Source organism: Brevibacillus antibioticus, assembly GCF_005217615.1.
In the GTDB taxonomy this organism is placed as follows: Bacteria; Bacillota; Bacilli; order Brevibacillales; family Brevibacillaceae; genus Brevibacillus; species Brevibacillus antibioticus.
This window is the reverse complement of record NZ_SZNK01000001.1, coordinates 1,630,597-1,655,946: the sequence shown is the minus strand read 5'-3', so window position 1 is coordinate 1,655,946 and position 25,350 is coordinate 1,630,597. Positions and strand designations below refer to the sequence as shown.

General features: G+C 57.4%; 10 protein-coding genes. 3 read left to right on the top strand and 7 right to left on the bottom strand.

The window, feature by feature from the left end:
• Positions 1-22 precede the first annotated feature (22 nt).
• Together E8L90_RS07505 and E8L90_RS07500 are read left to right on the top strand one after the other, a co-directional pair.
• Positions 23-403 carry a YkvA family protein gene (locus E8L90_RS07505; protein WP_137028659.1) on the top strand — a complete coding sequence of 127 codons (381 nt, stop codon included), beginning with the start codon at positions 23-25 and terminating at the stop codon, positions 401-403.
• Positions 404-415: 12 nt separating this feature from the next.
• Positions 416-1,060 (top strand): DUF3885 domain-containing protein, encoded by a 645-nt coding sequence (locus E8L90_RS07500; RefSeq protein ID WP_137028658.1) that lies wholly within the window; start codon positions 416-418, stop codon positions 1,058-1,060.
• A 309-nt stretch (positions 1,061-1,369) separates the two neighbouring features.
• On the opposite strand, the gene E8L90_RS31475 is transcribed toward E8L90_RS07500, so the two are convergent.
• Entirely contained in the window at positions 1,370-1,672 is a 303-nt protein-coding gene (locus E8L90_RS31475) for a type II CBASS E2 protein (RefSeq protein ID WP_482758296.1), read from the bottom strand.
• A gap of 119 nt (positions 1,673-1,791) precedes the next feature.
• Between E8L90_RS31475 and fabZ the strand changes: the two genes are divergently transcribed.
• On the top strand, positions 1,792-2,217 hold the full coding sequence (fabZ, locus tag E8L90_RS07495) for a 3-hydroxyacyl-ACP dehydratase FabZ (protein ID WP_137028657.1): 426 nt from the start codon (positions 1,792-1,794) through the stop codon (positions 2,215-2,217).
• A 55-nt stretch (positions 2,218-2,272) separates the two neighbouring features.
• Here fabZ and E8L90_RS07490 read toward each other — a convergent pair whose 3' ends face one another.
• Genes E8L90_RS07490 through E8L90_RS07465 form a run of 6 tightly spaced genes read right to left on the bottom strand, consistent with a single transcriptional unit; the run spans position 2,273 to position 25,344 of the window.
• Positions 2,273-10,051 carry an SDR family NAD(P)-dependent oxidoreductase gene (locus tag E8L90_RS07490; RefSeq protein WP_137028656.1) on the bottom strand — a complete coding sequence of 2,593 codons (7,779 nt, stop codon included), beginning with the start codon at positions 10,049-10,051 and terminating at the stop codon, positions 2,273-2,275.
• Entirely contained in the window at positions 10,026-11,015 is a 990-nt protein-coding gene (locus tag E8L90_RS07485; RefSeq protein WP_137028655.1) for a methyltransferase domain-containing protein, read from the bottom strand. The genes E8L90_RS07490 and E8L90_RS07485 overlap by 26 nt, the downstream gene beginning before the upstream one ends.
• Positions 10,913-22,486: a PfaD family polyunsaturated fatty acid/polyketide biosynthesis protein gene (locus tag E8L90_RS07480; RefSeq protein ID WP_137028654.1), complete on the bottom strand. Its 11,574-nt coding sequence runs from the start codon at positions 22,484-22,486 to the stop codon at positions 10,913-10,915. Before E8L90_RS07480 ends, E8L90_RS07485 begins: the two co-directional genes overlap by 103 nt.
• Before the next feature lie 53 nt (positions 22,487-22,539).
• A complete protein-coding gene (locus tag E8L90_RS07475; protein ID WP_137028653.1) occupies positions 22,540-23,289 on the bottom strand; it encodes a polyketide synthase in 750 nt (249 codons plus the stop codon).
• A gap of 22 nt (positions 23,290-23,311) precedes the next feature.
• Complete coding sequence (locus tag E8L90_RS07470; RefSeq protein WP_137033322.1) at positions 23,312-24,085, bottom strand: enoyl-CoA hydratase/isomerase; 774 nt, start codon at positions 24,083-24,085, stop codon at positions 23,312-23,314.
• Positions 24,085-25,344: a hydroxymethylglutaryl-CoA synthase family protein gene (locus E8L90_RS07465; protein ID WP_137028652.1), complete on the bottom strand. Its 1,260-nt coding sequence runs from the start codon at positions 25,342-25,344 to the stop codon at positions 24,085-24,087. Before E8L90_RS07465 ends, E8L90_RS07470 begins: the two co-directional genes overlap by 1 nt.
• Between the last annotated feature and the right edge of the window lie 6 nt (positions 25,345-25,350).

Genomic DNA, 25,350 nt, shown 5'->3' with positions numbered 1-25,350 from the left:
TCTAGGAAACATAGGGGGTCCTATGGCTAAGCATGAAAAGAGGTTTCTTAAAAGTTATGAATCAAAAGCGTCTGAATATCTGAACGATAAAGAAAAAGCTTCTACTCTCCTAAAAAAAGCAGATAAAAAAGCGATTGGAGATGTTTGGGAGAAGTTACAGCTACTCTTTCATATTTTCGGTGATTGGACGAGTGGAAAATATCGAGCGATCCCTGTTAAATCCATTTTGATGATTATTGGCGGGATTTTGTACTTTGTTTCACCTGTAGACGCCATCACAGATTTTATTCCTGTTGTTGGTTTACTAGATGACGCGACAATCATTGGATTGGTGTTTCGACAAGTTAGTAGCGACCTTGCTCTGTACAAAGAGTGGAAGCAAAAAGAATTTTCACAGGAATAGGAAGGTCCTTTAATGACGTTACACGAGTATTTACATCATACATTTCCAATGGTAATGCTTCGACCACCTTTGTTTTATAGCTGGGATATTGGTATCCGTTTTGAGCTGGGTGTGAACTACGATTACTACCATAACGTTCATGAAAATTGCTCTTATTTGCAAGGGGTTCATACGCGAGCGATTACTTTATTCAAGACTTTGCATGCACCTATCGATGACATCTATATCGTAGTGGATGTAAACGATTTTGGAGACGGTAGGGCTTTTAAGCGTAAATTGAATGCCTTTTCCAAGTATGTGAAGAACAAATCCCTTTTGTATAAGCTTAGGCAAAATACCATTCCTTATGTTTTTCCAGAAGACGATGAGAATGAAGTCTATCGAACGCATCGGTTCTTCTTGAAGTGTAAGACATCGGACTTTGCCTATGTTCCCATGATAAAAGCAATCTGCCGTCAGGATATGGGATTAAAACCACGTATTTTTCATCGGGTCTACTTTATCAATACGAGCAAGCATACCATCTTTCACATCTATGACGATCGAGGCTGTGATTTATTAGCCACTTCACCTGAAACAATCAGAGGGACATATGACAGCTATCCTCATTGGATATTAGACTATGACAGAGCCAAGATCGATCAGGTATTTTCGTAACTGGAATTCGTACAGGCAACACATTTCCCGGCAGCACGATAGATGTCATATCACTCTTCTCTCGTCAATCGAATATGGACTGCTTTCACGCACGCTTTCATTCGGTCTAGATTCGTCGTGACTGGTACCATAATGAATAGGACGGCGATCCTTGTTGAAATGGGAGTACAAGCATAGAAAGCCGGGCTTGTTAATGTTAAAGCGGATGATCATGAGAGCTCATTGGTTTATTCAGCTCACAAGAATGAGAATCCCGTGGGAATGGAACTCGGGATGATGAAAACACCCAATTTTTTCTTCCAAACCAGTTTACCTTCTCCTACAAAAAAGAACCGTCAGGAATCTGACGGAGACAGACATGCTATTACACCTCCATTTGAAAAATTCCCTAAATAAAACACAGGGGCATTCTCCTTCTTGCTTGCGCAATCTGTTGTGAAGGCGTATCCCCTGTGTTCGCCACTCAGTTAGGCTTGTCTGAGCGATGTACTTCGTGTTATTCCACTCCCCAGCTCTAGGATAAAAAAGACAGAGCCGCTCTTGACTATACATGTGCGGTATCTTTTCTTTCCCACGACGTTGTAGCTTCGGTGATAGTACTTTTACCGAAATATTCCTCTCGCCGACCTGAACGTAGGCCTGTCCTCCCTCATGCCTTCTTTTCTCTTCTTGTGAATGCTATAATACTCATATCTATTACCAGAAATTGTATAAAGGGAGGGCATCCATTCATGAACGCGAACCAAATTCTCGAAACATTGCCGCATCGCTATCCGTTCCTGCTTGTCGATCGAATTGAATCGGTTGAGGAAGGTCAAAAGGCGGTCGGGATCAAGAATGTCAGCATCAACGAACCGTTTTTCCAAGGGCATTTCCCAGGATTTCCGGTGATGCCGGGGGTGCTAATCGTCGAGGCGATGGCACAGGTTGGAGGCGTCGCGATGTTGAGCGTGCCGGACTTTAAAGGCAAGATTGCCTTCCTCGCCGGGATTGACGGTGCTCGCTTCCGCCGCCAAGTCGTTCCGGGCGACCAACTGCGCATCGAAGTCTCGATCACGAAACTCAAAGGCGTCATCGGCAAAGGACAGGCCGTTGCTTATGTCGGCGGCGAGCTGGCCGCTGAAGCGGAACTGACCTTCGCGATCAAAAAAGACTAATTTTGAAGACAAAAAAAGGGATTCTCACGACCCGCGTGAGAATCCCTTTTTGGCGTTATGAAGTGGTGCCGACGAGACTGCGATGCTCGTGGGCAAACGTTTCAAGGAACGTCGGTTCCAGACCGAATGCGGAGTAGAGCTCTTGGCAGAAGGCAAGGATCGACGCAGCTGCTTTTGGTTCCGAGAGCAGCATCATGTGGTTGGACGAGTCGATGTCGAACAGGTGGAAATCGTCGATCTGACGTTCAAATTCGGTCCAATAATCCCCCTGGTCGAATACGGGGCTCGTCTCGACGTTGAAGTACGGTTCCAGCGCCCCGAGGACCGAGCCGCTTTTGTTGCGGAAGAAATAGGCGCTGACCTCTTGCGGATTGGGCAACGGTAAGATGGTAAATCCGCTGCGGTCGAACGCTTCCTGCACGTCAGAACTACTCTGAATCATGGTGTTCAGGTAGTCTTCCGTGCGCTTGTAGCCGCGCTCGCGGGCCAGGGTCAGCAACTGCTTGGAATATTCCTCATCCGAGAGCGTCGAGTCCAGATCATCACGGTGAATCAATGTGGTCGGAATCTTCTCCGGCTCGTGCTGAATCTCGGTGAGCAGGGGCATGTTGACCGATTGCAGGATCGCGGTTTTTCTATTGAACATCGCTTCCGGCAACATGGCCTTGGTGTAGATTTTGTCCGAATACAAGGTGTCGAGGAACACGATGGAGTTCACTTTTTGCCCCAGTTCCTGCAATTGACGAGCCATTTCGTAGGCGAGGAGGCCGCCGAGCGAATAGCCGCCGAGGTCATACGGCCCTTCCGGCTGCACGGTCTGAATGATGTGCACGTAATACGCGGCCATCGCGTAGATGCCCCGGATCGGGGTGCGGTTGCTCATCCAACCACGCGCGGTGATGCCGTAGAAGGGTCGGTTGCTCACTTTGGCGATCATCGAGTAGATGCCGACGCCGCCTGCCGTCCCGTGCATCCAGAAGATCGGACGACCTTCCGTGGCTTGGTTCAGCAGGACGAGTTCCGGGAACTGCGACAAGCTGGTCTGCACGGGCTTGTGGGCCGTCGGTGCGGGAGTCTGGCTCACGATCTCCGCTTTCGGTTTCGCCTTGGTCGCCCCATTGGGGACCAGCTCTCGAATCAGGTCTTCCATCGATCGGCATTCGCTCAGTTTGACGAAGGAGAAGGACGGGTCTATCTGCGTTTGTATCTGCTGTAGCAGCTGCATGAACAGAATCGAGTCAAACCCGTAGTGGTCGAGCGGCTTGTTCACCTTCAGCTCCGCAGGCGTGAGTCCCACCAGTTCGGAGATGATGCCGATGACTCGCTCCTGCAGATCCTCCGCGATGGCGAGGTCCTGTTCTTCACAGACAGGAACCGCCTCGGAAGCAGAAGCTGCAGCTGCAGCGACTGCTGGCAGGCTGTGCGTTGTCAGCTCTCGTCTTGCGATTGTCGGAGCGGTCAGCCAGCAGCGGCGGCGCTCAAACGGATAGGTCGGCAAGGAGATGTGACGGGCGGACGCTCCACCTTGCAGCGCTTCCCAAGGAATCTTGCCGCCTTTCGCCCAGTAGAGGGCTAATTTTCCAAGATTGCCCTCTGCCAGCAAGGCTCGAATAACGGTCTCTCCGGTGATCCCGGCAAGAAGATCGAGGATCTCGGAATGAGACTCGTTCAAGTCGCCGAGATAGAGCGCGATGGGCGCGTCGCCTTTTTTCAAATAGCCTCGCAGACCTTGCATCAGCTCGTCGCGACTTTGTACCACCATCGCAAGTCGCGCCTCCATCTCGTCACGGCCGACTTGCAGCGTGTGCGCGATGTCAGGCAGCTTCAAGCTCTCGTCTGCTTCGAGGAACGCGAGCAGATGTGCGGCAACCTCGTCCAGACGCTCGCGATTCTTCGCGGAGAGGACGATGATCTGCGGTGCATTCGTCGGTTCGTGATCGACCGCCTCTTGCTGCGCCGGGATGTATTCTTCGACCACAAGATGCGCGTTCGTGCCGCTGATGCCAGTCGTGCTGACTGCACCGAGGCGCGGGCGCTCATCGGCCGTGGTCCACGATCTGTTCTTGGTATGAATCACAAACGGGCTGTCTGTCAGGTTGATGTAGTCGTTGCTCGACTCATAGTTGTGCAGAGCCGGAATCGTCCGCTCTTTCATCGCCATCAGCATGGAGATCAAGCTGACGACCCCGGATGCGGCGAACGTATGCCCGATCAACGGCTTAATCGAACCGAGCGCGCAGTATTGCGTCCGGTCGGTGTGTCGGCGGAAGGCGTTGGTAAGCGCCTGCACCTCGATGGGGTCTCCCAATCTGGAACCGACGCTGTGGGAGAGCACATACTGGATGTCGGCCGGGTTGATGCCGAAGCGCTTGTAGACTTGATGAAGCAGGTCTGCTTGGCTCGCAGGGCTCGGCGCGGTGATGCCGTTGGTCTGGCCGTCGTAGTTGACGGCACTGCCCTTGATGCAGCCGTGGATCTGATCGCCATCCTCCAGTGCTTTGCTCAGCGGTTTGAGCACGACGACAGCTACCGCTTCGCTCGGCACCAGGCCATTTGCACGCCCGTCGAACACAAAGCAGGTACCATCCGGGGAGAGCATGTCGAGCTTGCCCATGCCATTATGGATAATCGGCGAGATCAACAGGCTGACACCGCCGGCCAGCGCCATGTCGCATTCGCCTTGGCGCAGGGCTTGGCAGGCTTGGTGAATTGCGACGAGACCGGACGAGCAGGCGGCGGTGATCGCCATGTTCGGGCCCTTGAGGTTGAGCACATAGGAGATGCGGGCCGCGAGCGTGGCGTTCTGGTTGCTGTTCAGCGGACTGTCCTCTCCGGCCAAGAACCCGTACTCTCCCTCTTCCACCCCGACATAGACGCCGCATGCGGTTCCACGAATGCGCTCGCCCATATAGCCGGCATCTTCTAGCGCATGCCATGCTTCCTGCAGGAACAGGCGCTGTTTCGGATCGATGTACTCCGCTTCTTTGGGCGAAATCTTAAAGAACAAGGGATCGAAGCGGTCGACGTCCGGGACAAATCCGCCCCATTTGCCCATGCCCTTCTCTTCCCGCCAGTCCCAGCGGTCAGACGGGACGACCGTGATCGCTTCCTTCCCGTCTCGGATGTTTTTCCACAATTCCTGCACGTTGCTCGCCTGCGGGAATCTGCCGCTGATCCCGACAATGGCAATCGGCTCCTGCGCACTGCGCACCGCTCCTCCGGCCGCGAATCGCGCCTTGCCGGTCTTTTTGCGCGAAGGGTGCTTGGACGGGGTGCTGACGATTGGAGCGACAGGTGCTGACGCGATCGCCGGTGCGGATGCCGCTTGCTCTTGGTAGAAGTCCCGCATTGCCTCCCCATGTGTGACCGCGTAAAACTGGGTCAGAGCTCTGATCGTGGAATGCTCAAAGAACAAGGCGGGCGTCACGGCAATGCTGTAGTGTTTCGACAGGAAACCGGCAAACTCGGCCAAGCTGATCGAATCAAACCCGAAATCAGCCAAGTTCTCTTCGACGTCCAGTTTGGTGCGCGGAATCTTGAGAACGGAGCTGATCTGCTCTTTGAGATCCCACTCCACGCACTGTTCGAGCGTGAATCCTTTCATCTCCGGACGTCTTCCCTTGCCGGAAGAGGTGTTGTTGCCGGAATGCACTGGCACCGGAGTCGGCGCTGCCGAATTCGCAAGACCCAGCATGCGTTCGATGCGGCTGGGCTGGCCGATCATCACAAGATGCTGGGTGCGGTTCTGCGACAGGATGCGGTCAAAGATCGCAAGGCCCTCTTCCACTTCCAAGAAGCGTTGCCCGCTGGTCTTGAAGTAGGCTTCTGTGTTTTCTTTCTTCTCAAAATGCATGCCCCCGGCTTTCCAAAGCGGCCAGTTGATGACGAATGTTGTCCCGTTGCGCAGCTCGCCATAGGCCATTTGGAAGCGGTTGGCAATCGCATAATCACACGAGCCGAAGTCCCCGATGATCGCCGACGAAGAGGAGAAGTAGCAGGTAAAATCAAGTTCCGACTCCCCTTGCAGTAGTTCGTCGAGCAGAAGCGTTCCTTTGACCTTCGGGTCGAGCACTTGTTGGAACCGGCGGTCATCCTTGTCGAGAATGCTCTCGGCTCCGACGAGTCCGGCTGCATGCAGGACGCCGTGAACACGGCCGAACTGCGACCGGGCTTCTGCAAGCCCCGCCTCCATACGCGTACGGTCACAGACGTCCGCTTGCAGATAGAAGACGCGGCTGCCTCGTTTTTCAAGCGCTTCGATCTTCGCCTGTTTGGCAGCATCGAGCGCCGAGCGTCCGGTCAGGATCAGGTTGATCGGGTGTTTGCCAGCAAGATGCTCGGCGAACAGGTAACCCAGACCGCCCAGTCCGCCTGTGATCAGGTAAGTGCCGCCTGTTTTCAGTAAGGTGGAAGAACCAGCTTGGATGCGGGTCGGCTGTACCTTGCAGACGTGACGCTTACCGTTTTGGTAGAGGACGCTTTCGATTTTGGAAGCATTGAGCTCGTCCAGAAGGAGATGCATGTTCTCTTGTAAGGAAACGGCCCCGGCTTCTTGCATCACCACAGCCGCTCGGGTATCCGGGAGCACCAAGCCCAAGGAACGCTCAAAGCCGATCCATGATTCAAGGAACGCACGCTCGATCGCATTTCGGTGCTGGCCGACGAGCATCAGGCTCTTGGCTTTAAGCTTCGTCGTCGCAAGGGCTTGTACGATGTCGAGGATCGGTTGCGTGTCCTCCACGAGCGAAGCGTCTTCCAGTGGCCAGAGGTAGAGCAAGGAATCAACTTCCCCCAGCTGTTCTTGGACGCTGCGGAGCGCCTGCTGGCAGGATGTCCCTTGCGCGATGAAAAGGACCTGCGTCTGCGGGCTTCGCACCTGCACTGCTTCCACGACCGCACGCTGAGCCTCTACATTCGAGAGGAAGCAGAGCAGCGTGTTCAAGTTGAACGGTGCGTGGTTGTTTCGAGCTTGTTCTTGCCAGATCTCTTCAAAGGTCATCAAGGCAAACGGCTCGGCGGATGGAGAGACCGCTTGCGGGCGGTTCTTCTGCGTTTGCAGACCGCTGATTTGCAGACAGACCTTGCCTTGTTCGTCGCAGAACGTGAAGTTGCCGTCGTCTGCCACAACCCACATGGAGGAGGGGCAAGGGGCATAGATCGCGACCTCTTGCAAGGTGGCGGGCACACTCCCTTGAAGCACGGCATCCGGCAAGTGCGGATGGAGCAGAAACTGTGAAGGCACCATCGGCAGCGTGACGCGGGCGCCCCGCTCCTGCAAGGTGGACGCATCGAGGAGTGGCGCTTCATCCTCTGTCAGCACGGCGCTTCCTGATGCGTGCAGCTCTTCTTCGTCGTTGTAGATCTCAAAGGAGATCTCGCCATTAGCGGCCGGGTACAGTGCGATGTGCACCTGCGACCCGTCAGCACCCACTTCGAGCGGCGACTCCCAGACGATATTTTGCAAACGAAGGCGGGTGAGACCTTGCTTCTGAGCGCCGGACGCCTGTTCCACAGCCACTCGCGCCATCTCCAACAGAGCGAATTCCGGCACCGTCCGATCGCGTAGGAAGGTCTCTTCGCCGGTGAAGTCGGTGCTGTAGCGCATTTCGGTCAGGTCTGACGTGTTTCGATGGAGCAGCGGATGCAAGACGTTGACGCCAGATTTTTCCTGCTTGCCGAAGCCTGTCTGCACCATTTCAAACGCCGGCAACGGGTAGCGCTCTTGCGCAAACGAATAGGTCGGCAGTCCGGTCAGTCGCTTGACCGTCCCCGCCGGGTAGAGCCCTTCCCAGTCGATCCGGTTGCCGTTAACCCACAGTTCTGCAACCATCTTGAGCTTATGGTTGTGCAGAAGGCTCAGGAGGAACGCTTGTCCCTCTTCGGTGTCGGCCAGATTGATCCCGTTGACGCTGCCGTTCTTGCCGACGGTGCCCACGAAGACTTCTCCAGACTTGCCGGCCCCTGCTCGGTAGCGTTCGAGCTGGCCGATCAGCTGGTCCCGGTCTTTGACAATGATGGCAAGCCGTTGTGCCATGCTCTCTCTCGCCACTTGGTAGGTATACAGGAAGTCGGGGAACGAGACGTCCGGGTGAGAGCGGAGGTAGCGGAGCGTGGCATCGGCATTGGCTTGCAACGATTCTGCACTTTGGGCCGATAGCACGAACAGACCTGGCATCGCTTCGTTGATCGGCGCTGCAACCGCACGCGACGGATTGGGATAGTCTTCGATCACCACATGGGCATTCGTGCCGCTGTAGCCGAACGAGTTGACGGCAGCCAGGCGCCTGCCATTTCGATTGGGCGTCCACTCGCGACGAGTTGTGTTGACATAGACCGGGCTGTTGGCAAAGTCGATGTGCTTGTTGCCCTGATCATACTGGATGGAAGGCGGCATCTCTCCATGCTTCATGCTCATCAAAACTTTGATCACGCCCAGCACGCCTGCTGCAGCCGTCGTGTGACCGATGTTCGCCTTGAGCGAACCGATTCCGCAGAAGCCTTTCTGAGTCGTGAACTTGCGGAAGGTGTTGTTAAGGGCGTGAATCTCGATCGGATCGCCAAGCTTGGTGCCCGTGCCATGCGCTTCGATGTATTGAATGTCTTCCACGTCGATCTCGTACTTGCGGTAGATCGATTCTTGCAGCTGGCTCTGCGCGAGGAAGCTCGGCGCGGTGATGCCGGAGGTCTGGCCGTCTTGGTTGGTGCCGCTGCCTCGGATGATGCCGTAGATCTGGTCGTTGTCCCGCTCAGCATCGCAGAGGCGCTTGAGAATCAAGACCCCGACGCCATCGCCGACGACGATGCCGTTCGCTCCATCGTCAAACGGACGGCACTCGCCAGTAGGAGACAGCATCCCGGCGTTGTGCATGGAGATGAACGCGCCCGGATGGCTGTAGACCGTGATTCCGCCTGCGATGGCGAGGGTGATCTCCCCGCTCTTCAACTGCTGGCAGGCCAGGTCGATCGCCACCAGCGACGAGGAGCAGGCCGTGTTCACCGCCAGTGCCGGCCCTTTCAGATCCAGATAGTACGCCATGCGAGCCGCGAGGATGCTGATGTCATATCCGAGCATGGAATAATGGGAAAAATCTTGAGCGAGCGCCGAGGAACCGGCGGTGCCGATAAAGGTGCCGACGGGCTCCCCGCGCAGCTGCGTCGGGGTGTAGCCGGCATCTTCTAAAGACTTGTACGTTTCTTCCAGCAAAATACGCTGGGTGACGTCCATCTTCTCAGCTTCGATGGCCGAGATGTTAAAAAAGAGCGAGTCGAAGCGGTCGATGTCGTCCATCTTGCCATAGTTGATCGGAATCGGATTGGACGAATAGGCTTGGATGTATTCCAGCCATTTCGGATCGCTCACTTCGCTGATGCATTTTTTTCCGTCGCGAATCAGGTTCCAGAATTCTTCTTGATCGCTCGCTCCGGCGCTCCGGACGGAGAGACCGATGATGGCGATCTCATCGGTCTCGACCCGTGCTTCGCGAGCCGGCGGAGTAGGTGTCAGAGTTGGTTCGTGTGCTTGTGTTGGTTTCGGCGTTGGTGCCGATACCGTCGGCTGTACTTGTTTTGCAGGTTGTACGAGGGTATGGAACTGCTTTTCCATGTAGACCGCCAGAGACTCAAGGTCTGCACATTCAAATAGGATGCTGGTCGGCAGGTTCAGGTTGAACCGGACGTTGATCGCTTCTAGCAGTTCAACCGCATTGAGCGATCCGATCCCCAGTTCCTTCAAGGTATCCGATTGCTCCAGTTCGGTCCGTTCCAAACCCAAGGTCTGTTCGAAAATTTCGAACAGGATCTCTTTGATCTCAGTTCTGGTCATCCCGGAACTCATGCTCCCTCACTCCTTTAGATTTGTTGCAACATGTTGCGCCGAGCTTCCGGATACGGCGTCCTGTTGGACATCTGCTTTGTGTTGTGCTCTCGAAGTTCTGCCGGGCTTTGAGCTGAATTTTTGCTGATGAAGAATAGACAGTAGCTAATCCAGGCTTTCTCAAGCAAGATCGAGCTTTTAGCAAAGTTCCGAATGGAATTTGTACCACTTCCGGCAGACCTTTCGTATTATCCACCTGCTCAGGATCATGCAGAGAGTTGGCGACCTGCTTGGAGACGTCCATCATTTCGTCAAGAACGAGGTGATGCTCCGCCAGCAGGTCAATCCAGCCCTGTACAGTCGGGATGTAGATGTCGATGCTCGGATCGGCGATGGCTCCGCGCAGGTTCGCGATGAAATCCATCATCAGCACCTGCCCCCCTTCGTTGAGGGCCGAGGACATGTTCTGGAACAGCCCCTGCTTGTCAGGGATGTGGCAGCTGACTTCGATCCCGATCATCATGTCGTAGCGACCTGGGAATCGGTCTTTAGAGCTGTCTCCATGGAAGATGGCAGCTTGTGCGCCCAAGTTCAGTTCTTGAATTCTCCGGTTGCCAAGGTCCGCCTGCGCCTCCGTGATCGTAAAGCCCTGCGTTTTCAAATGCGGGTAGCGCTTGGCCAGCTGAATCACGTCTGTCTCATGACCGCATCCGATGTCGAGCAGAGCCTGCGCGCGCTGGAAATCGCCTCGGCTGAACAACACGCGGCGCATCTCGATCTGCTTGCTGCGCACCATCTCAAGTTCGGCCGGATATTGTTCCGGGTTCAGGTACACGCGGCTGATCGAGAAGCCGGGGATTTTTTCCTCAAACGGGCAGAAGGTCAGCCGGAGTCTCCGCTTTCGACGACGCGCGTATAGAACTCGGCCGCCTTGTTGGAGATGGCAAATTCCTTTTCTTTCGGTTTCGGCCCCTCCACCCAGCATCTACGCTTCACAAATGGATAGGTCGGCAGCGAGACGCGCTGCACGTTCTTGCCATCATGTAGTCGCTGCCACGGCACTTTGCTGCCGGAGAGCCAGAGGGCGGCCAGCTGCTCAAGATTGCGCTCTTGCAGCGCGGCTTCCACAAGGGCTCTGGCTTGGTGGCGATCCGGTGCAGGACGGGTCTCGTCCACAACAGGAGAGGAGATGTATTCCTGCAAGCGCTGCAGCAGTTCTTCTTTGGAAGAGACGATGAAGGCTGTGCGCTTTTTCATCGGCTCGCGACCGACTTGCAGCGTGTAGGCGATCTGGGCGAGCGTCAGGGATCGGCCCGCTTCGCTTGCGAGATGCTCGGACAGATGAGCCGCCAGGTGCTGCAGGCGGTCGTGGTTTCGGGCAGAGAGGATCACCAGTTGCTGTGCTGCGCCCGGTCGTTCTACCTGCACAGCCATCGCGGTCGGAATGTATTCTTCGATCACGGCATGGGCATTCGTGCCGCTGATCCCTGTCGTACTGATCGCGCCGACTCGCGGGCGGCCTTCCTGGGTCGTCCACGCTCGGTTCTCGGTGCTGACGACGAACGGACTCTCCTCAAATCGGATGTACTCGTTGCTCGATTCGAATCCGTGCAAGCCCAACAGGGTGCGTTCGCGCATCGCCATCAGCATGCTGATCAGGCTGACGATGCCTGATGCGGCAAACGTGTGCCCGATGAGCGGCTTGAGCGAGGAGAGCGCACAGTTTTGCGTTTGAGCGCCAGGCTTGCGGAAGGCGCTGGTCAGCGCTTGGATCTCCATCGGATCGCCTAGCTTCGACCCAGTGCTATGCGACATGACGAACTGGATGTCAGACGAATCGATTCCATAACGGTCATACACGCTGCGGATCAGATCGGCTTGAGCGTCCGGGTTCGGCGATGTGATACCATTCGATTGGCCGTTGTAGTTGACTCCGGTCGCTGTGATGCAGCCGTAGATCTGGTCGCGATCGGCTATCGCTTTGGACAGAGGCTTGAGCACGACGACGGCAACGGCTTCGCTCGGCACCAACCCGTTCGCACGCGAATCAAACACATACGAGCGTCCGTCCGGGGACAGCATGTCGATCTTGCTCATGCCTTGGTAGATCATCGGGGAGATCAATAGATTGACCCCGCCGGCCAGCGCCACGTCGCAGTCTCCTGCACGCAAGGCTTGGCAGGCTTGATGGAGCGCAACCAGCCCGGAGGAGCAAGCGGCGGTCAACGCCAGATTCGGCCCCTTCAAGTCGAGGGCGTAGGCGATGCGGGCGGCCAACGTCGCATTTTGATTGCCGTTGAGCGGGCCGCCATCCCCTGCCAGAAAGCCGTATTCACCCTCTTCGACACCCACGTAGACGCCGCACAACTTGCCGCGAATCTGATCGCCCATGTAGCCGGCATCCTCGAGCGCATGCCATGCTTCCTCCAAGAACAGGCGTTGTTTCGGGTCCATGTACTCCGCTTCTCTCGGCGAGATCTCGAAGAACAGTGGATCGAAGCAGTCGACGTCTTTTACGAATCCGCCCCATTTGGACGTGATTTTGCCTTCTTCATAGTCACTTTGCCAGTCCCAGCGATCTGAAGGAATCTCGGTGATCGCGTTCTTGCCCGCTTTGAGGTTCTGCCAGAAGTCCTGCACGCTGTCCGCTTGCGGGAAGCGTCCGCTCATCCCGATCACGGCGATCGGTTCGTGAACGCCGGATGTCGGCAGCGGCACGAGAATCTCTTTTGTCACCGCGACTTCTTGCCTGGCCGGAGCGACAATCGGAACGGGTGTCGGTTCGGGGGCTGGTTCGGCAGTCGGTTCAAGGTAGTGCTGCGTCATCAACGCCTCGTGTTCACGCAGGAAGTGCAGGGTCAATTTTTCCAACGTGGAGTGACTGAAGAACAAGGCCGGCGTCACTTCGAGTCCGTAGTGCTTGGAAAGACCATTGCCAAGCTCAGCCAAGCTGATCGAGTCAAACCCGAAGTCGACCAGATTTTCCTCGACATCGAGTTCGTCGCGGGAGATCTTCAGGATCTGGCTGACCTGTTCTTTGAGATCCCACTCGATGCATTGCTCAAGCGATAATCCTTGCAACTCGGGACGCATCGCCGTGCCCGACGAGACGCTGACGGTCGGAGGCGGCGTAGTGGTTTGTTCCGCTGTCGGCGCTTGTGCTGCCATTCCGAGGAAGCGTTCGACGCGGCTTGGCTGCCCGACGAGGACCAGCTGCTGCACGTCGTTCTGCGAGAGGATCAGGTCAAAGAGCTCCACTCCCTCTTCCGTTTCCAAGAAGCGCTGTCCGCTCGACTTCAGGTAGTTCGCCGTGATCTCTCCGTCATCAAGACCCATTCCGCCTTCTTTCCAGAGCGGCCAGTTGATCACCAGCGTCTGGCCCGGCAACTGCTGTTCGTGACGGTGTTGCGCGTAGGCCATCTGGAAGCGGTTGCCGATCGCATAGTCGCAGGAACCGAAATCGCCCAAAACGGCGGATGACGAGGAGAAGTAGCAGACAAAATCAAGCTCGGTCTCCTCCGCCAGCAATTCGTCGAGCAGCAGGGTTCCTGCGATCTTCGGGCTCAGAACCCGTTCAAACACCTTGATGTCCTTAGCTAAAAGGCTCTCGTCCCCGGACAATCCTGCTGCGTGCAGCACGCCGTGCAGAGGTCCGAAGCGATCGCGTGCACGAACCAGCCCGGCTCGCATCTGCTCTTCGTCACATACGTCCGCTTGCAGGTAGAAGACTTGGCTGCCCAACGTCTCCAGATCGCTCAGCTTGCTGCGCTTCTCTTCGTCGAGCTCGGAGCGGCCGGTGAGGATGAGGTTCACAGGCTGTTTTTGGGCCAGATGCTCCGCGAACAAGTAGCCGAGTGCACCGAGACCGCCGGTGAGCAGGTAAGTGCCGCCTGCCCGTACTGTGCGTTGGCCCGCTTCAAGGCGGGTCGGCTGGACGGTGCAAATGTGGCGCTTGCCTGCTTCGTACAGGACGCTTTGCGCTTGCGGGGCATGGAGTTCACGCCAGAGCAGCGGCATCCAGTCTTGAAGCGAGGAAGAACCCGCCTGCAAAACCGCCGTCACCTTCGTGTTAGGCAGCACTAGGCCCAAAGATCTTTCAAAGCCGATCCACGATTCGAAGTAGCTTCGCTGCACTCCGTTCTCGAATTGCCCAGCCAGCATCAGGCGTTCGGGCTTCAGACCGGAAGCGTTGAGGAACTTAAGGATGTTCACGATACTGGAATAGTCTCGGATCAGAGCCTTGTCTTCAAGCGGCCACAGGTACAGCATCCCGAAGACGTCTCGACGCTCCTCTTGGATGCGTTGGAAGGACTCTGGAATCGAGCTTCCCTGTGCGATGAACTCGACTTGCAGGCTCGGGCTAAGGGACTTGAGTGCCTCCCGCACCGTTTGTTGCAGTGCCGGATCGGACAGGAAGCAGACGAGCGTTCCAGCGTTCCGGGCTGTGACAGAAGGCAGTGATTGCTCTTGCCAGATTTCTCGGAATGTCATCAACTCGAAGGATTCCGACTGCTTCTTGGCTTGTGCAGGTTTCGCTTGTGCAGATTCAGCTTGCAGTCCAGTCAAGCGAACGCAGATGTTCCCTTGGGCGTCGCACAGTTCGATGTTGAGCGTGCCATCGCTTCCCTCTTGCACCCTTGCTTGCAGGTTCGTCGAGACCGGGGCCAGCACTTCAAGGTTTTCCACGACGCTCGAAGACATCAGGGTCCGTACTCCTCCCGCCGTTCCTTCCGGCACCCAGTAGCGCTGTTTGGCAAACGGATAGGTCGGCAGGCTGATGCGGCGCGGCTTGTGTTCGCCGTAGAGCTTGTTCCAGTCCAGCTCCAATCCTTTGACCCACAGGTCGACGAGCTTGAAGTGCTTGCGGCGCTGAATCCATTTTTCGATCGCTTCCTGCAGCTCTTCATCTGCGAGGAAGAGCGAGAGAGTGTCTCGGTTGGCTTTGACATGGCCACGATAGAGGGTTGGGACATCCTCTTGGCCGGACACGCAGGCGCGCAACTTGGTCGCGAGGTCTTGAAGCGAGTCGACGAGCAGCGCCATGCGCGCATCGTGCGCTTCTCGACCGATCTGCAAGGTGTAAGCGATGTCAGCGAGGTCCGCATCTGTGAACGGCTGCGTCTCGATGGCGTGAAGCAGGCGCGCGGCCAGCTCCTGCAACCGTTCTTCGTTCTTGGCCGACAACACGATCACGGCCGGATTCTGCGGCGTCACCTCAACAGGCGTGCGAAGCGACTCTGCCGGTACATACTCTTCGATGATCACGTGCGCGTTGGAACCGCCCGCTCCAAACGATGAGATGCCAGCGATGCGCGGCAATTCGCGAACCTGACCGCCAATTTCCACCAGCATGCGCTTCCACTCTGCCAGCTCCTGCTGCACGACGAACGGGGTCGCGTCAAAGTCGATGTTCGGGTTGAGCACCTTGGCGTGCAGCGATGGTGCGAGTTGACGATGCTTCAGTTGCAGCAGCACCTTGGTAACGCCGGCGATGCCGGCCGCGCTCTCACAGTGCCCGATGTTCGACTTGGCCGAGCCGATGGCACAGGATTGCAGTTTAGCGTTTTTCCCTGCTTGGAAAGCCTTGGTCAAGCCGGCGATCTCAATCGGGTCGCCAAGTGAGGTGCCGGTTCCGTGCGCTTCGATGTAAGAGACCATGCTCGGGTCAAGCCCTGCCTTGCGCAACGCCTGCTCGATCACATTCGCCTGCGCATTCGGGTTCGGGACGGTGTACCCGTTAGTTTTGCCACCATGGTTGATCGCGGTGGCCTTGATCACGCCGTGGATCTGATCTCCGTCTTCAATCGCCTTGGACAGCGGCTTGAGCAGCACAGCGCCCACGCCTTCGCCCGGCACGTAGCCGTCGCCCCCTTCGCCAAAACTCTCGCATCTGCCCTTACTCGACGCGAACTTGCCTTGGCCAAGCAGCAGGTACTTGTTCGGGTGAATCGAGACGTTGACACCGCCGGCGATCGCCAGTTCACAGCCGCCTTGCTGCAAGCTCTGGCAGGCCAGATGAATCGACGTCAGCGAAGACGAGCACATCGTATCGACGGCAAGGCTCGGCCCGTGCAGGTTGAAGAAGTACGACACCCGGTTGGCGATCGACGAGGGGTTGCCAGACAGGGCAAGCGGTCGTCCGAGGATCGTCTCCTCTGCGCCGTACAACTGATACTCTTCGTACATCACGCCGACATAGACCCCGACGTTGCCGTCAAGCCCCAGCCCGCGATGTTTGGCGAGCATCTCGCGCGTATACCCCGCATCTTCCAGCGCCTCGTAGACGGTCTGCAGGAACAGTCGCTCCTGCGGGTCCATGATCTCCGCCTCGCGCGGGGAGATGTTGAAGAACTTCGGATCGAATTGATCCACGCCGTCAATAAATCCGCCCCATTTGCTGTTCGTCTTGCCCGGCTTGCTTTTATCCAGGTCAAAATAGAGGCTGTGATCCCATCGGTCTTTTGGAATCTCCGTGATCGAATCCTTGCCATCCCGTAGATTTTGCCAAAACTCCTGAAGGTCGCGCGCCCCAGGATAGCGGCCGGAGACACCGATGATCGCGATGTCTTGTTCTCCCTTGGCCGCCTTCGCAGGTTGCGCGATCGGCGCTGCATGCACTGCCGTCGAACTCGCGACCAGCCTCGAACGTCTGCGGCTGCTGACAGCCGACGGCTCAGGAGTGGACGCGACCGCCACCGAAGCGGATTCCGAGACCCGCTCCTGCTCCCCGATGCCCAAGAGCTGCTGCAAGAGAACACGATGGGCGTCCAGGAAGTATCCGGTCAACTCGCGGAGGCTTTGATATTCAAAGAACAGCGTTTTCGGCAAGGAGCCAAACGTCTTTTCCAGTTGGTTGGTCAGCTGCATGACCAGAATCGAATCGATGCCGTATTTTTCAAAAGGCGCATTGGCTTCAATCCGGATGGCTGGCATCTTCAAGACGGAGGAGAGCAACGTCTTGAAATACTCGATCGCTCTCTCTTCAAAATCGCTCGAAATGAGAGTCGGCTCTTCTTCCAGCCTAGACACTGGCCCAGCTGCGGCTGTCGGTGCTGTTTCTGCAAAAATGGCGTGGATGCGGTCCAGATCTCCTTCGACGACAAGAATCTGGTCTTGCTCGGAAGCCATGCCCTGATACAAGGCGCGAATCCCGGTTGCCGTCTGCATCGGGATCATGCCGAGGGTCTCTCGCAACGTCTCCTCCGTCTCCTGCTCCACCTGCATCCCGCCGTCTTGCCAGAGCGGCCAGTTGATCGACATCGTCCGGCCGGAGCATTTGCCGTTTGCGACCCGCTCGTTTCGATACCCCGCAAAAGCATCGAGGAAGGCATTGGCCGTCGCATAGTCCGCTTGCCCCGGGTTGCCGATGGCTCCGGCCACCGAGGAGAACGTCACGAAGAAGTCGAGCGGCAGATGTTGCGTCGCCTCATCGAGATGCACGGTACCGGCCACCTTGGGAGCCAGCACGTCCTGCAACTCCGCTGTCGTCTTCTTGAGTATCAAGTTGTCGCGAATCACGCCTGCGCTATGCAGGATGCCGTGCAGAGCGCCATGCTCAGCTAGAATGCTCTCGATCAGCTGCATGACCCCCGCGTAGTCGGTCACGTCCACTTGCCTGTACACAACATTTGCATCCAAGGACTGAAGTTCTGCCTGTTTCTCGTCGCTCAGCGGCCCCCGTCCCGTCAGGACGAGCGTCGTCCCTTTCACTTGTCGTGCGATTTCGCCAGCAAAAATTCGGCCTAGACCCCCTGCGCCCCCTGTGAGCAGGTAGACGCCTTGGTCCTTCCACGGAATGCGCAACACCTCTTCGCCCGGCTCGACTTCACTCCATCCTGTTCCCCAGCGTTTGCCGCCTTGGTAACGGATGTATGCGTCGCCTGCACAGCGAGCATTTTCTCGCAAGGTCTCCGCAAGGTTGCTCGCATCGTCAACTTGGATCAGCTGCCCGACAAGGTTCGGATTCTCCAGCTGTGCGGTCTTCAGCAGTGCAGAGAGGCCGGCGAAGACCTGCCCGTCCCCTTGCGCCGGAACGACGATCTGCACGAGCGCCTTCCCTTTGCGTCTTTCTTGCAATATCGACTTGATCGCCTCAAACGCATGTGCTGCATAGACCTCGAAGCGTTGGGCAAGCCCTTTTTCCTCTGTCTGCAAGATCAGGCTCCGTATCCCGCTCTGTTCGATCTCAGCGTCCACTTCGCAGAGCATCACCAGATGATCCGCATACACCGTCTGCACAGCCTGCAGATTGACTGGACGCTCTATCCAGTCCGGTCTGAGCATCAGCGTCCCCGCCTCGGCACCTCGCTCGCGGTCGAGTATGCGGGAGGAATAGCCCTTCATCCGCACGCGGACGCTTCCGCTCTCGTCGCACAGGTCGAGATCGAGCTTGTGTACCTTGTCCCCTGGCTTGTTACCTTCACTGCGGCGCACGAAGGCCCACATCGAAGTGGTGCAAGGACCGAGGATCTCAAGCTCCTCCAGCGCGAACGGCAGGGCCGGCTGGAGGGTCGTTTCGTCAGTCAGGAAGCCGATGGCCGTCTGCAAAGCCGAGTCCAGCAGGCTCGGGTGCAGGATGAACTGACGCGCGGTGCTCGCGACGGCGGCTGGCAGCGACAAGCGGGCCAAGATCATCTCCTGCCCGACATAAAGGTGCTCCATCCCTTGGAATGCTGGCCCGTACTCAAGTCCCGCTCGGCGGTACAAGTCATAGCATTCCGCCGCGCCTCGTTCGCGCTGCCCGCACTGCGCTTGCAGAGAAGCAAGGTCGAGCACGGGAGCCTCGACGTCCGACAGAGCCGGTACTGCGCGCCCTTGGCTATGTACGATCTCGCCGTCCAAGCCGCTGTACACTTCAAATCCGATCTCGCCGTTCTCTTCCGGGAACAGCCCGATCTGCACCGACACCGCGTCTTCTTCTGCGATGATCGGACGCGCCCAGACCACATTTTTCAAAGAGATCGACGGCATGTCGGCGGCCTGCTCCAGCGCGGCGCGCGCCATTTCCAGATAGGCGACACCCGGAAGCACCTTCCGCCCTTGCACCTGATGATCGGACAGGAAAAATTCTCGCCCGGTAAACGTCGAGGAGAAGCGTTGCTCCGTCAGTTTAGAGGTATTGCTGTGCAGCAGCGGATGCAGGACTGCTGTCAGCGTCGAAGCCTCCCCTTCCTTCATCTCCGGCTCCGGCACCCAGAAGCGCTCTCTGATAAACGGATAGGTCGGCAGATGAGCACGGCGCGGTCTCGAATCGGCATAGAGTTCCGACCAGTCGAGTCGGACGCCCTTCACCCAGAGTCCGGCGATCTCTTGCAGCGGCTTGTTTGCAATGCCCTGCGCCTCCTCCTGCCCCGTTCCTGACTGCGAGGTCAAGAGACCGGGGAGTGTCCGCCCCTCTGCATAGGTTTCAAAATTCTGACGCGCTTCGTCTCTCGAACGGGCCACAAATGCCAGCCGCACCTCTCTTGCAGCGCGTCCCGTTTGCAGGGTGTACGCGATGCTCGCAAGGCTCAGATCGCGCTCCCGTTCGAGGAAGCCCGCCATCGAGGCTGCATACGTCCGCAGCTGTTCATCGGTCATGGCAGACAACACAAATAGCAACGGCGCATCCGCTTCTCCCGCTGCCGAAACCAGACTCTCTTTTTCCAAATGCTCTTCGATAACGACATGCGCGTTCGTCCCGCTGAATCCGAAAGAGCTCACCCCGGCACGGCGTGGCATCCCGGCTGGCACCTCCCATGGAATCAGGTCGGCATTGATGTAAAATGGACTCTTCGCGAGCCGAATGTGCTCGTTCAATTGGTTAAAATGCACCGTCGGCGGCACCTGTCGATGCTTCATGGCCAGCAGCACCTTGATCACCCCGGCCACTCCCGCTGCCGTCAGCAGGTGTCCGATATTGCTTTTCACCGAACCGAGAGCACAATAGCCGGTTTTCTCCGTGAAGTGCCGGAAGGACTCGGTCAGCGCCTCGACTTCAATCGGGTCGCCCAGCTTCGTGCCCGTCCCATGCGCTTCGATTAGGGAGATCGTCTCCGGGTCAATGCCAAATCGTTCATACACGTCCTGCTCCAGCTGGATCTGCGAATTGACGCTCGGCGCGGTGATCCCGTTCGTCTTCCCGTCCTGGTTGACACCCCAGCCGCGAATCACGCAATAGATCGGGTCTTCGTCTCGCACAGCATCTTCAAGGCGCTTGAGCACCAAGACGCCCACGCCCTCCCCCGGCACAAAGCCGTTGGCGCGCGTATCAAACGAATAGCAGCGTCCGTCGGGCGACAACATGCCCGCCTTGCTCGTCATGATGTGCAAGGAAGGCCCGGCCGCCGCGTACACCCCGCCGCTCAATGCCAAGTCGCTCGTTCCGAGCAGCAGGCTGTTGCAGGCTTCGGCAATCGCCACCAACGAGGAGGAGCAGGCGGTGTCGATCGCAAGGCAAGGACCTTTGAGGTTGAGCAGATACGAGATGCGAGCGCTGAGGATCGAGGAAGACGTCCCCATCAGGCCTTGTGCGTTCAAGCCTTGATGGTTCAGCGCCTGCCCATAGTCATTCGTGCCGCAGCCGACAAACACGCCGGTTCGGCTACCGGACAGAGAGGACGGCGCGATGCCAGCGTCTTCAATGGCCTGCCATGCGCTTTCCAAGAACAGCCGCTGCTGCGGGTCCATCAACTCCGCTTCGGCAGGGGAGATGTTAAAGAACAGCGGGTCAAACTTGTCCGCATCCTCCAGCACACCCATCCACTTGGAGTAGGTTTTGCCAGGTGCGCTCGGGTCCGGCGAGTAGTGCTCGTCGAGCGACCAGCGCGTCGCCGGAATCTCGGAGATGCAATCACGGCCTTGTGCGAGGTTGTTCCAGAACTCGTCTGCATTCTTGGACTTAGGGAATTGACCGCTCAGCCCGATGATCGCGATCGCCGCCCCTTCAAGACTCGGCACCGCTTCTGCGCCGGCTGCCGAAACGGACGTGGACTGACGGGACTCCAGATGTTCACACGCCTTGCGCATCAGCAGTTCTGCCACCGTGTTCACATGGCGCTGCTGCCAAGACTCATACGGCGTGCCTTGTACCCACCTGTTGAACACCCCCATCGCCGGGCCGCAGAAGATCTGAAAATTATCCCGCTCCTGCTCATCCCCTCGCAGGGTCAACTGTGCGGAATGGGCAAAATACCACTTGAAGATCAGCCCCATCTTGAAACGCGGGTTCTCGGCCGCCTCTTCGAGCTGCTCCGGATGTTTGGCGCGCTTGTAGGCGCAGACGAGATCCCAGACTTCCTCAAACGTCTTCTTAAAATATTTCGTTTCGATCTCATGCCGGATCGACAGCGGAATCTCGTCGATCGAGTTGTATTGGTGGAACAGCTGGTGCAGCTTGTTGGCGCGGGCGGCGAACTGGGTGTGTTTTTTCACCACCTGCACCTTCGCGCCGATCTCAAACATATCGCCTGCAACCGTGATCGCCATGTCGTGGATCGAAACGGACTGCAGCAGGTCCTTGACGACCGGATGGGCCCCGCTCTCCACCGTGCATTGATTGATCGATCCTGTGAAAATAAAATCAGCCCCGAGCATGAAGGCCGACGCGACCGCTTCCGGCGTGCCGATCCCTCCGCCGCAGCCGATGAGAATCTCCTCTTGGTAGCGGTACTGCCGCTGGAGCTGGTCTTTGAGCGCGCGGATGGCGGGCAGGAGGGAGAACGATACGCCTTGGTTCGTGTGACCACCTGAGTCCGCTTCGATCGCGAGGTCGTCGACCAGCGGAATCGTTTGTGACAGGGCGGCTTCTTCCTTGCTGATCAGGCCGTAGCGCAGCAGTTGCTGGACGAGCGGCTCCGGCGGCGGCGAGAGAAACACGCGCGCCGTGTCCAGATGCGAGCATTTAGCGATCAGACGGCGCGGGAAGATCAGACGGCCGTTTTGACGGGACAGGCCCTTGAGTCGCAGATAAACCAGCGGGAGCGTCGGAGCGGAGAAGGCCGACACTTCGATCGCCTTCACGCCGTACTCGACGTACAGTTCCGCTGTGCGCCGCTCTTCGTCCGGGTCGTTCAGGTTGGCGATTAGGCACATGCCATACGGCTTGTCCGAACCCAGCCGCGCCTGAATGCGCTGCAGGACGGGCTCCAGTTCATGCACCTGAAAACCGGCGCTGCCAAAAAAGGCCAGCAGACCGGCCTGTCCCATGCGCACCACCATCTCCTCAGATGCGATCCCTCGATACATCGAGCCGGCAAAGTAACTCCAAACCGTGCGGTATCTCGTTTGGAACAGCGGATGGCCTAGCGATTCCGGCTGCAGGCGCACCGCCGGATCAACGGACAGCTCGCGCACAGCATTCGCAAGGGGGGCGGACATTTGCAACTCGTGGGATCGAGCCCCTGCAAGGGCCTGTTTGGCCTCTTCAGGGCTGATCTCTTTGGCTTCAAGCGCACGTAAGATCTCTTGTATCTTCATCTGAACCCCTCTTTTACAACAAAATGTATGGTCGCAAGCACGGCGAGTGCTTGTTAATTTCCGAACAGGGAGAGGATTCTGTCTTTCACTTCCGGTTCATGGAATGTCTTTTCATGCATGGCCATCTCTTGCTCGATCACACGAGGCAGTTCCTCCCGGATCGGTCGGACCAGATGGTCCTTCAAGGTGATCAGCGACACTCTCGGTTTTTCTGCCAGTTGGCGCGCCAACTGCAGCGCCCGGTTCATCACATCTTCACGCGGAACGACGGGAAACGGCACGCCCCTTTTTTCCAAATCGGCGCCTCTGTAATTGCTGGCGCTCATCAGCATCTCTTCTCCGAGGGAGAAGCCCAACTTCTTCGGCACGATGTAGGTAGCCCCCATGCCGGGTGTGAATCCAAATCGCATAAAACTAGTCGTGTACACGCTCTCACGGCTCAAGATCACAAAGTCGGCAAACAGCCCGACGACAAACCCGCCGCCGATCGCGTGCCCTTGCATCGCAGCGATCACCGGAACCTTGCACTCCAAGACGAGCTCGTAGACGTTCGCATCGGTGAACCGGCCTCTTCCTTCATGGATCGCCAGTAGCCCTTCCATCGTGCCGCCGGAGCAAAAATAATTGCCATAGCCGGTGAGGATGACCGCCTTGCAGCGTTTATTCGCGGCGATCTCCTCGAACGCTTCGTTCAGGCCGCGCACCAGCCCTTCGGTAAAGGGGTTCTTCTGTTCCCGATCCTGCAAAGTCACTTGCACGATCCCCGTCTCGATCTCTCTGCACTCCACCACTGGATTCGTCATGTTCTCCTCCACTCTCCGTGGATCAGCTCTCCCACGGGAATTCACCTGTTTCGATATAACGGAAAATCAGCTCTTGGTTGCGCGGATCTGCAAACACTTCCCGGTTCGCTTCGAGCGCCAACGGCTTGGCGCGGTGCAGACCGTCCTGCAAGCTGTTCATCAAGCGCTTGTATCGCTCGATGCCGCGCTTGGGCACATAGCGCAACCGCATGAGATGCTTGCGAAGCAAGCTACTGCTCTCTGCATCGCAGGCATCGACAAGCCCCCACTCCACGGCTTGTCGGACGTTGACCGGCTGCGTCATTAGCGTCAGATAGTTCGCCTTCTGAAAACCGATCCGCCGGATCAAAAACGGCAGCACGCATGCCGGCAGAAGTCCGAAGAGCAATTCGGATAAGGAAAACTCCGCCGTTTCATCCGCCAGCACGATATCACAGGCGGCGACAAACCCGACGCCGCCTGCGTTAACCTTGCCGCGAACGTGCGAGATGGTGATAAACGGGCCAGTCGCCAGATCGAGCCACAGGTCGTACAGCGGCTCCGGTGACGGGTCGAGGCTCTGCCCGCTCACCTTTTTCTCATGTAGCTCTTGAAAATCGGCCCCGAAGCAGAACACGTCCGGCAACCCTTCCAGCACGAGGATCGAAGCCTGTTCCCGGCAGTGATCGATCACCTGGCGACATTCGTACACCAAGCACTCGTTGATCGTGTTCTTCGCCTCGGGACGGTTGAACTGCAAAAAGCACACCGGGCCTTGCATCCGCACCCGGATCATCTCGTAGGCGGCCGTGTTCATCAGCACCACCGGTATTCTCGATGGAATTCTGAGATCTCTTCCAGATACAGGCGCTGTCCGGCTTGCCTGGAAGCGAGGGCGCCCGGAATCAGGTTCAAGTCCAGCTTGACATTGCGGGTGCCGAATTTGACGACGCTGCTGCAGTAGAGAACCTTTTCATATTCGTCCATCGACAGTCGGTAGCGGTTGTTCAGTTGCTCTTGAAGCTTGAATCCGCGCAGGACTTCTTGACTGCGAGGGGTGACGACGCCGCTGTAAAATTCGGAGCAGCAGCCCGAGCCATAGGAGAAGATCCCGATGCGCTTGTTCCCTTCAAACTGCCCGTTGTCGATCGTGCTCGCCAAGGAGAGCAGAACGGTGGCCCCCATGATGTTGCCCACTCGCTGGCAGTAGGTCAGACCCGGCACCACGCGCTGTTGGAAATCGGCTTCGATCTCCGGGCCTTTGACCTTAGCGATCTTGCGCATCATCGTGCGGTGCGCGCCTTTGACCATGCCGCCAAACGGCGTGTGGAAGGACAGGTACTGGAACGTGTCGCGGTACTCGACATCAGCGACGCGGCGCTGGTATTCCAGGAACGCATTCTCGCAGCAATCCAGATACGAGAGCAGGGAGAGGTCCGCGTCGCCCGCTTCACTGTCGGCCACCGGGCGGCAGGTGTCCATCACCTCGTAGCCGTAATATCCGTTGGCTCCGACATCGACTTGGAACACGTGCGGCTTGTCGCTGACCAGCAGCGCCACCGCGCCTGCGCCGCCGCTCGGTTCGGCGAACGACCAGTCTTCGCTGAGCGCATCTCCGCCTTCGACGGCCAGGAACCGGGAGAGGTCCGTGGCGACGACGAGCGCTTTGGCTCCGGGCGAGACTTGGGAGAGGATGAAGTTGATCGCCATCTGGAATCCCGCTGTACCCGAATAGCAGGCTTGCTTGATCTCGAACAGGCGGCAGGTACGGCTCAGTCCCAGATGATGATGCACGTAGGTGCTGAGCGACTTGCCGAAGTCGATCCCGGATTCCGTGCAGGTGATCAGCAGTTCGATGCGGTTTTTTTCTTCCTCGGACAGCGCATCGACCACCGGCTTGGCCGCGTTGACGGCAAAAGTCACTGGGTCTTCAAACGGCAAGGCGACCGCCTTTTGCTTCATCAGCAAATTTTCAAATCTGGGGATGTCCAGGTTTCGATGTCTGGCCAGATCCATGACATCGAGATACGCGGTCCCCCCGAACACATTCATCGCTTCGATACCGACGGCAACCATAGTCGT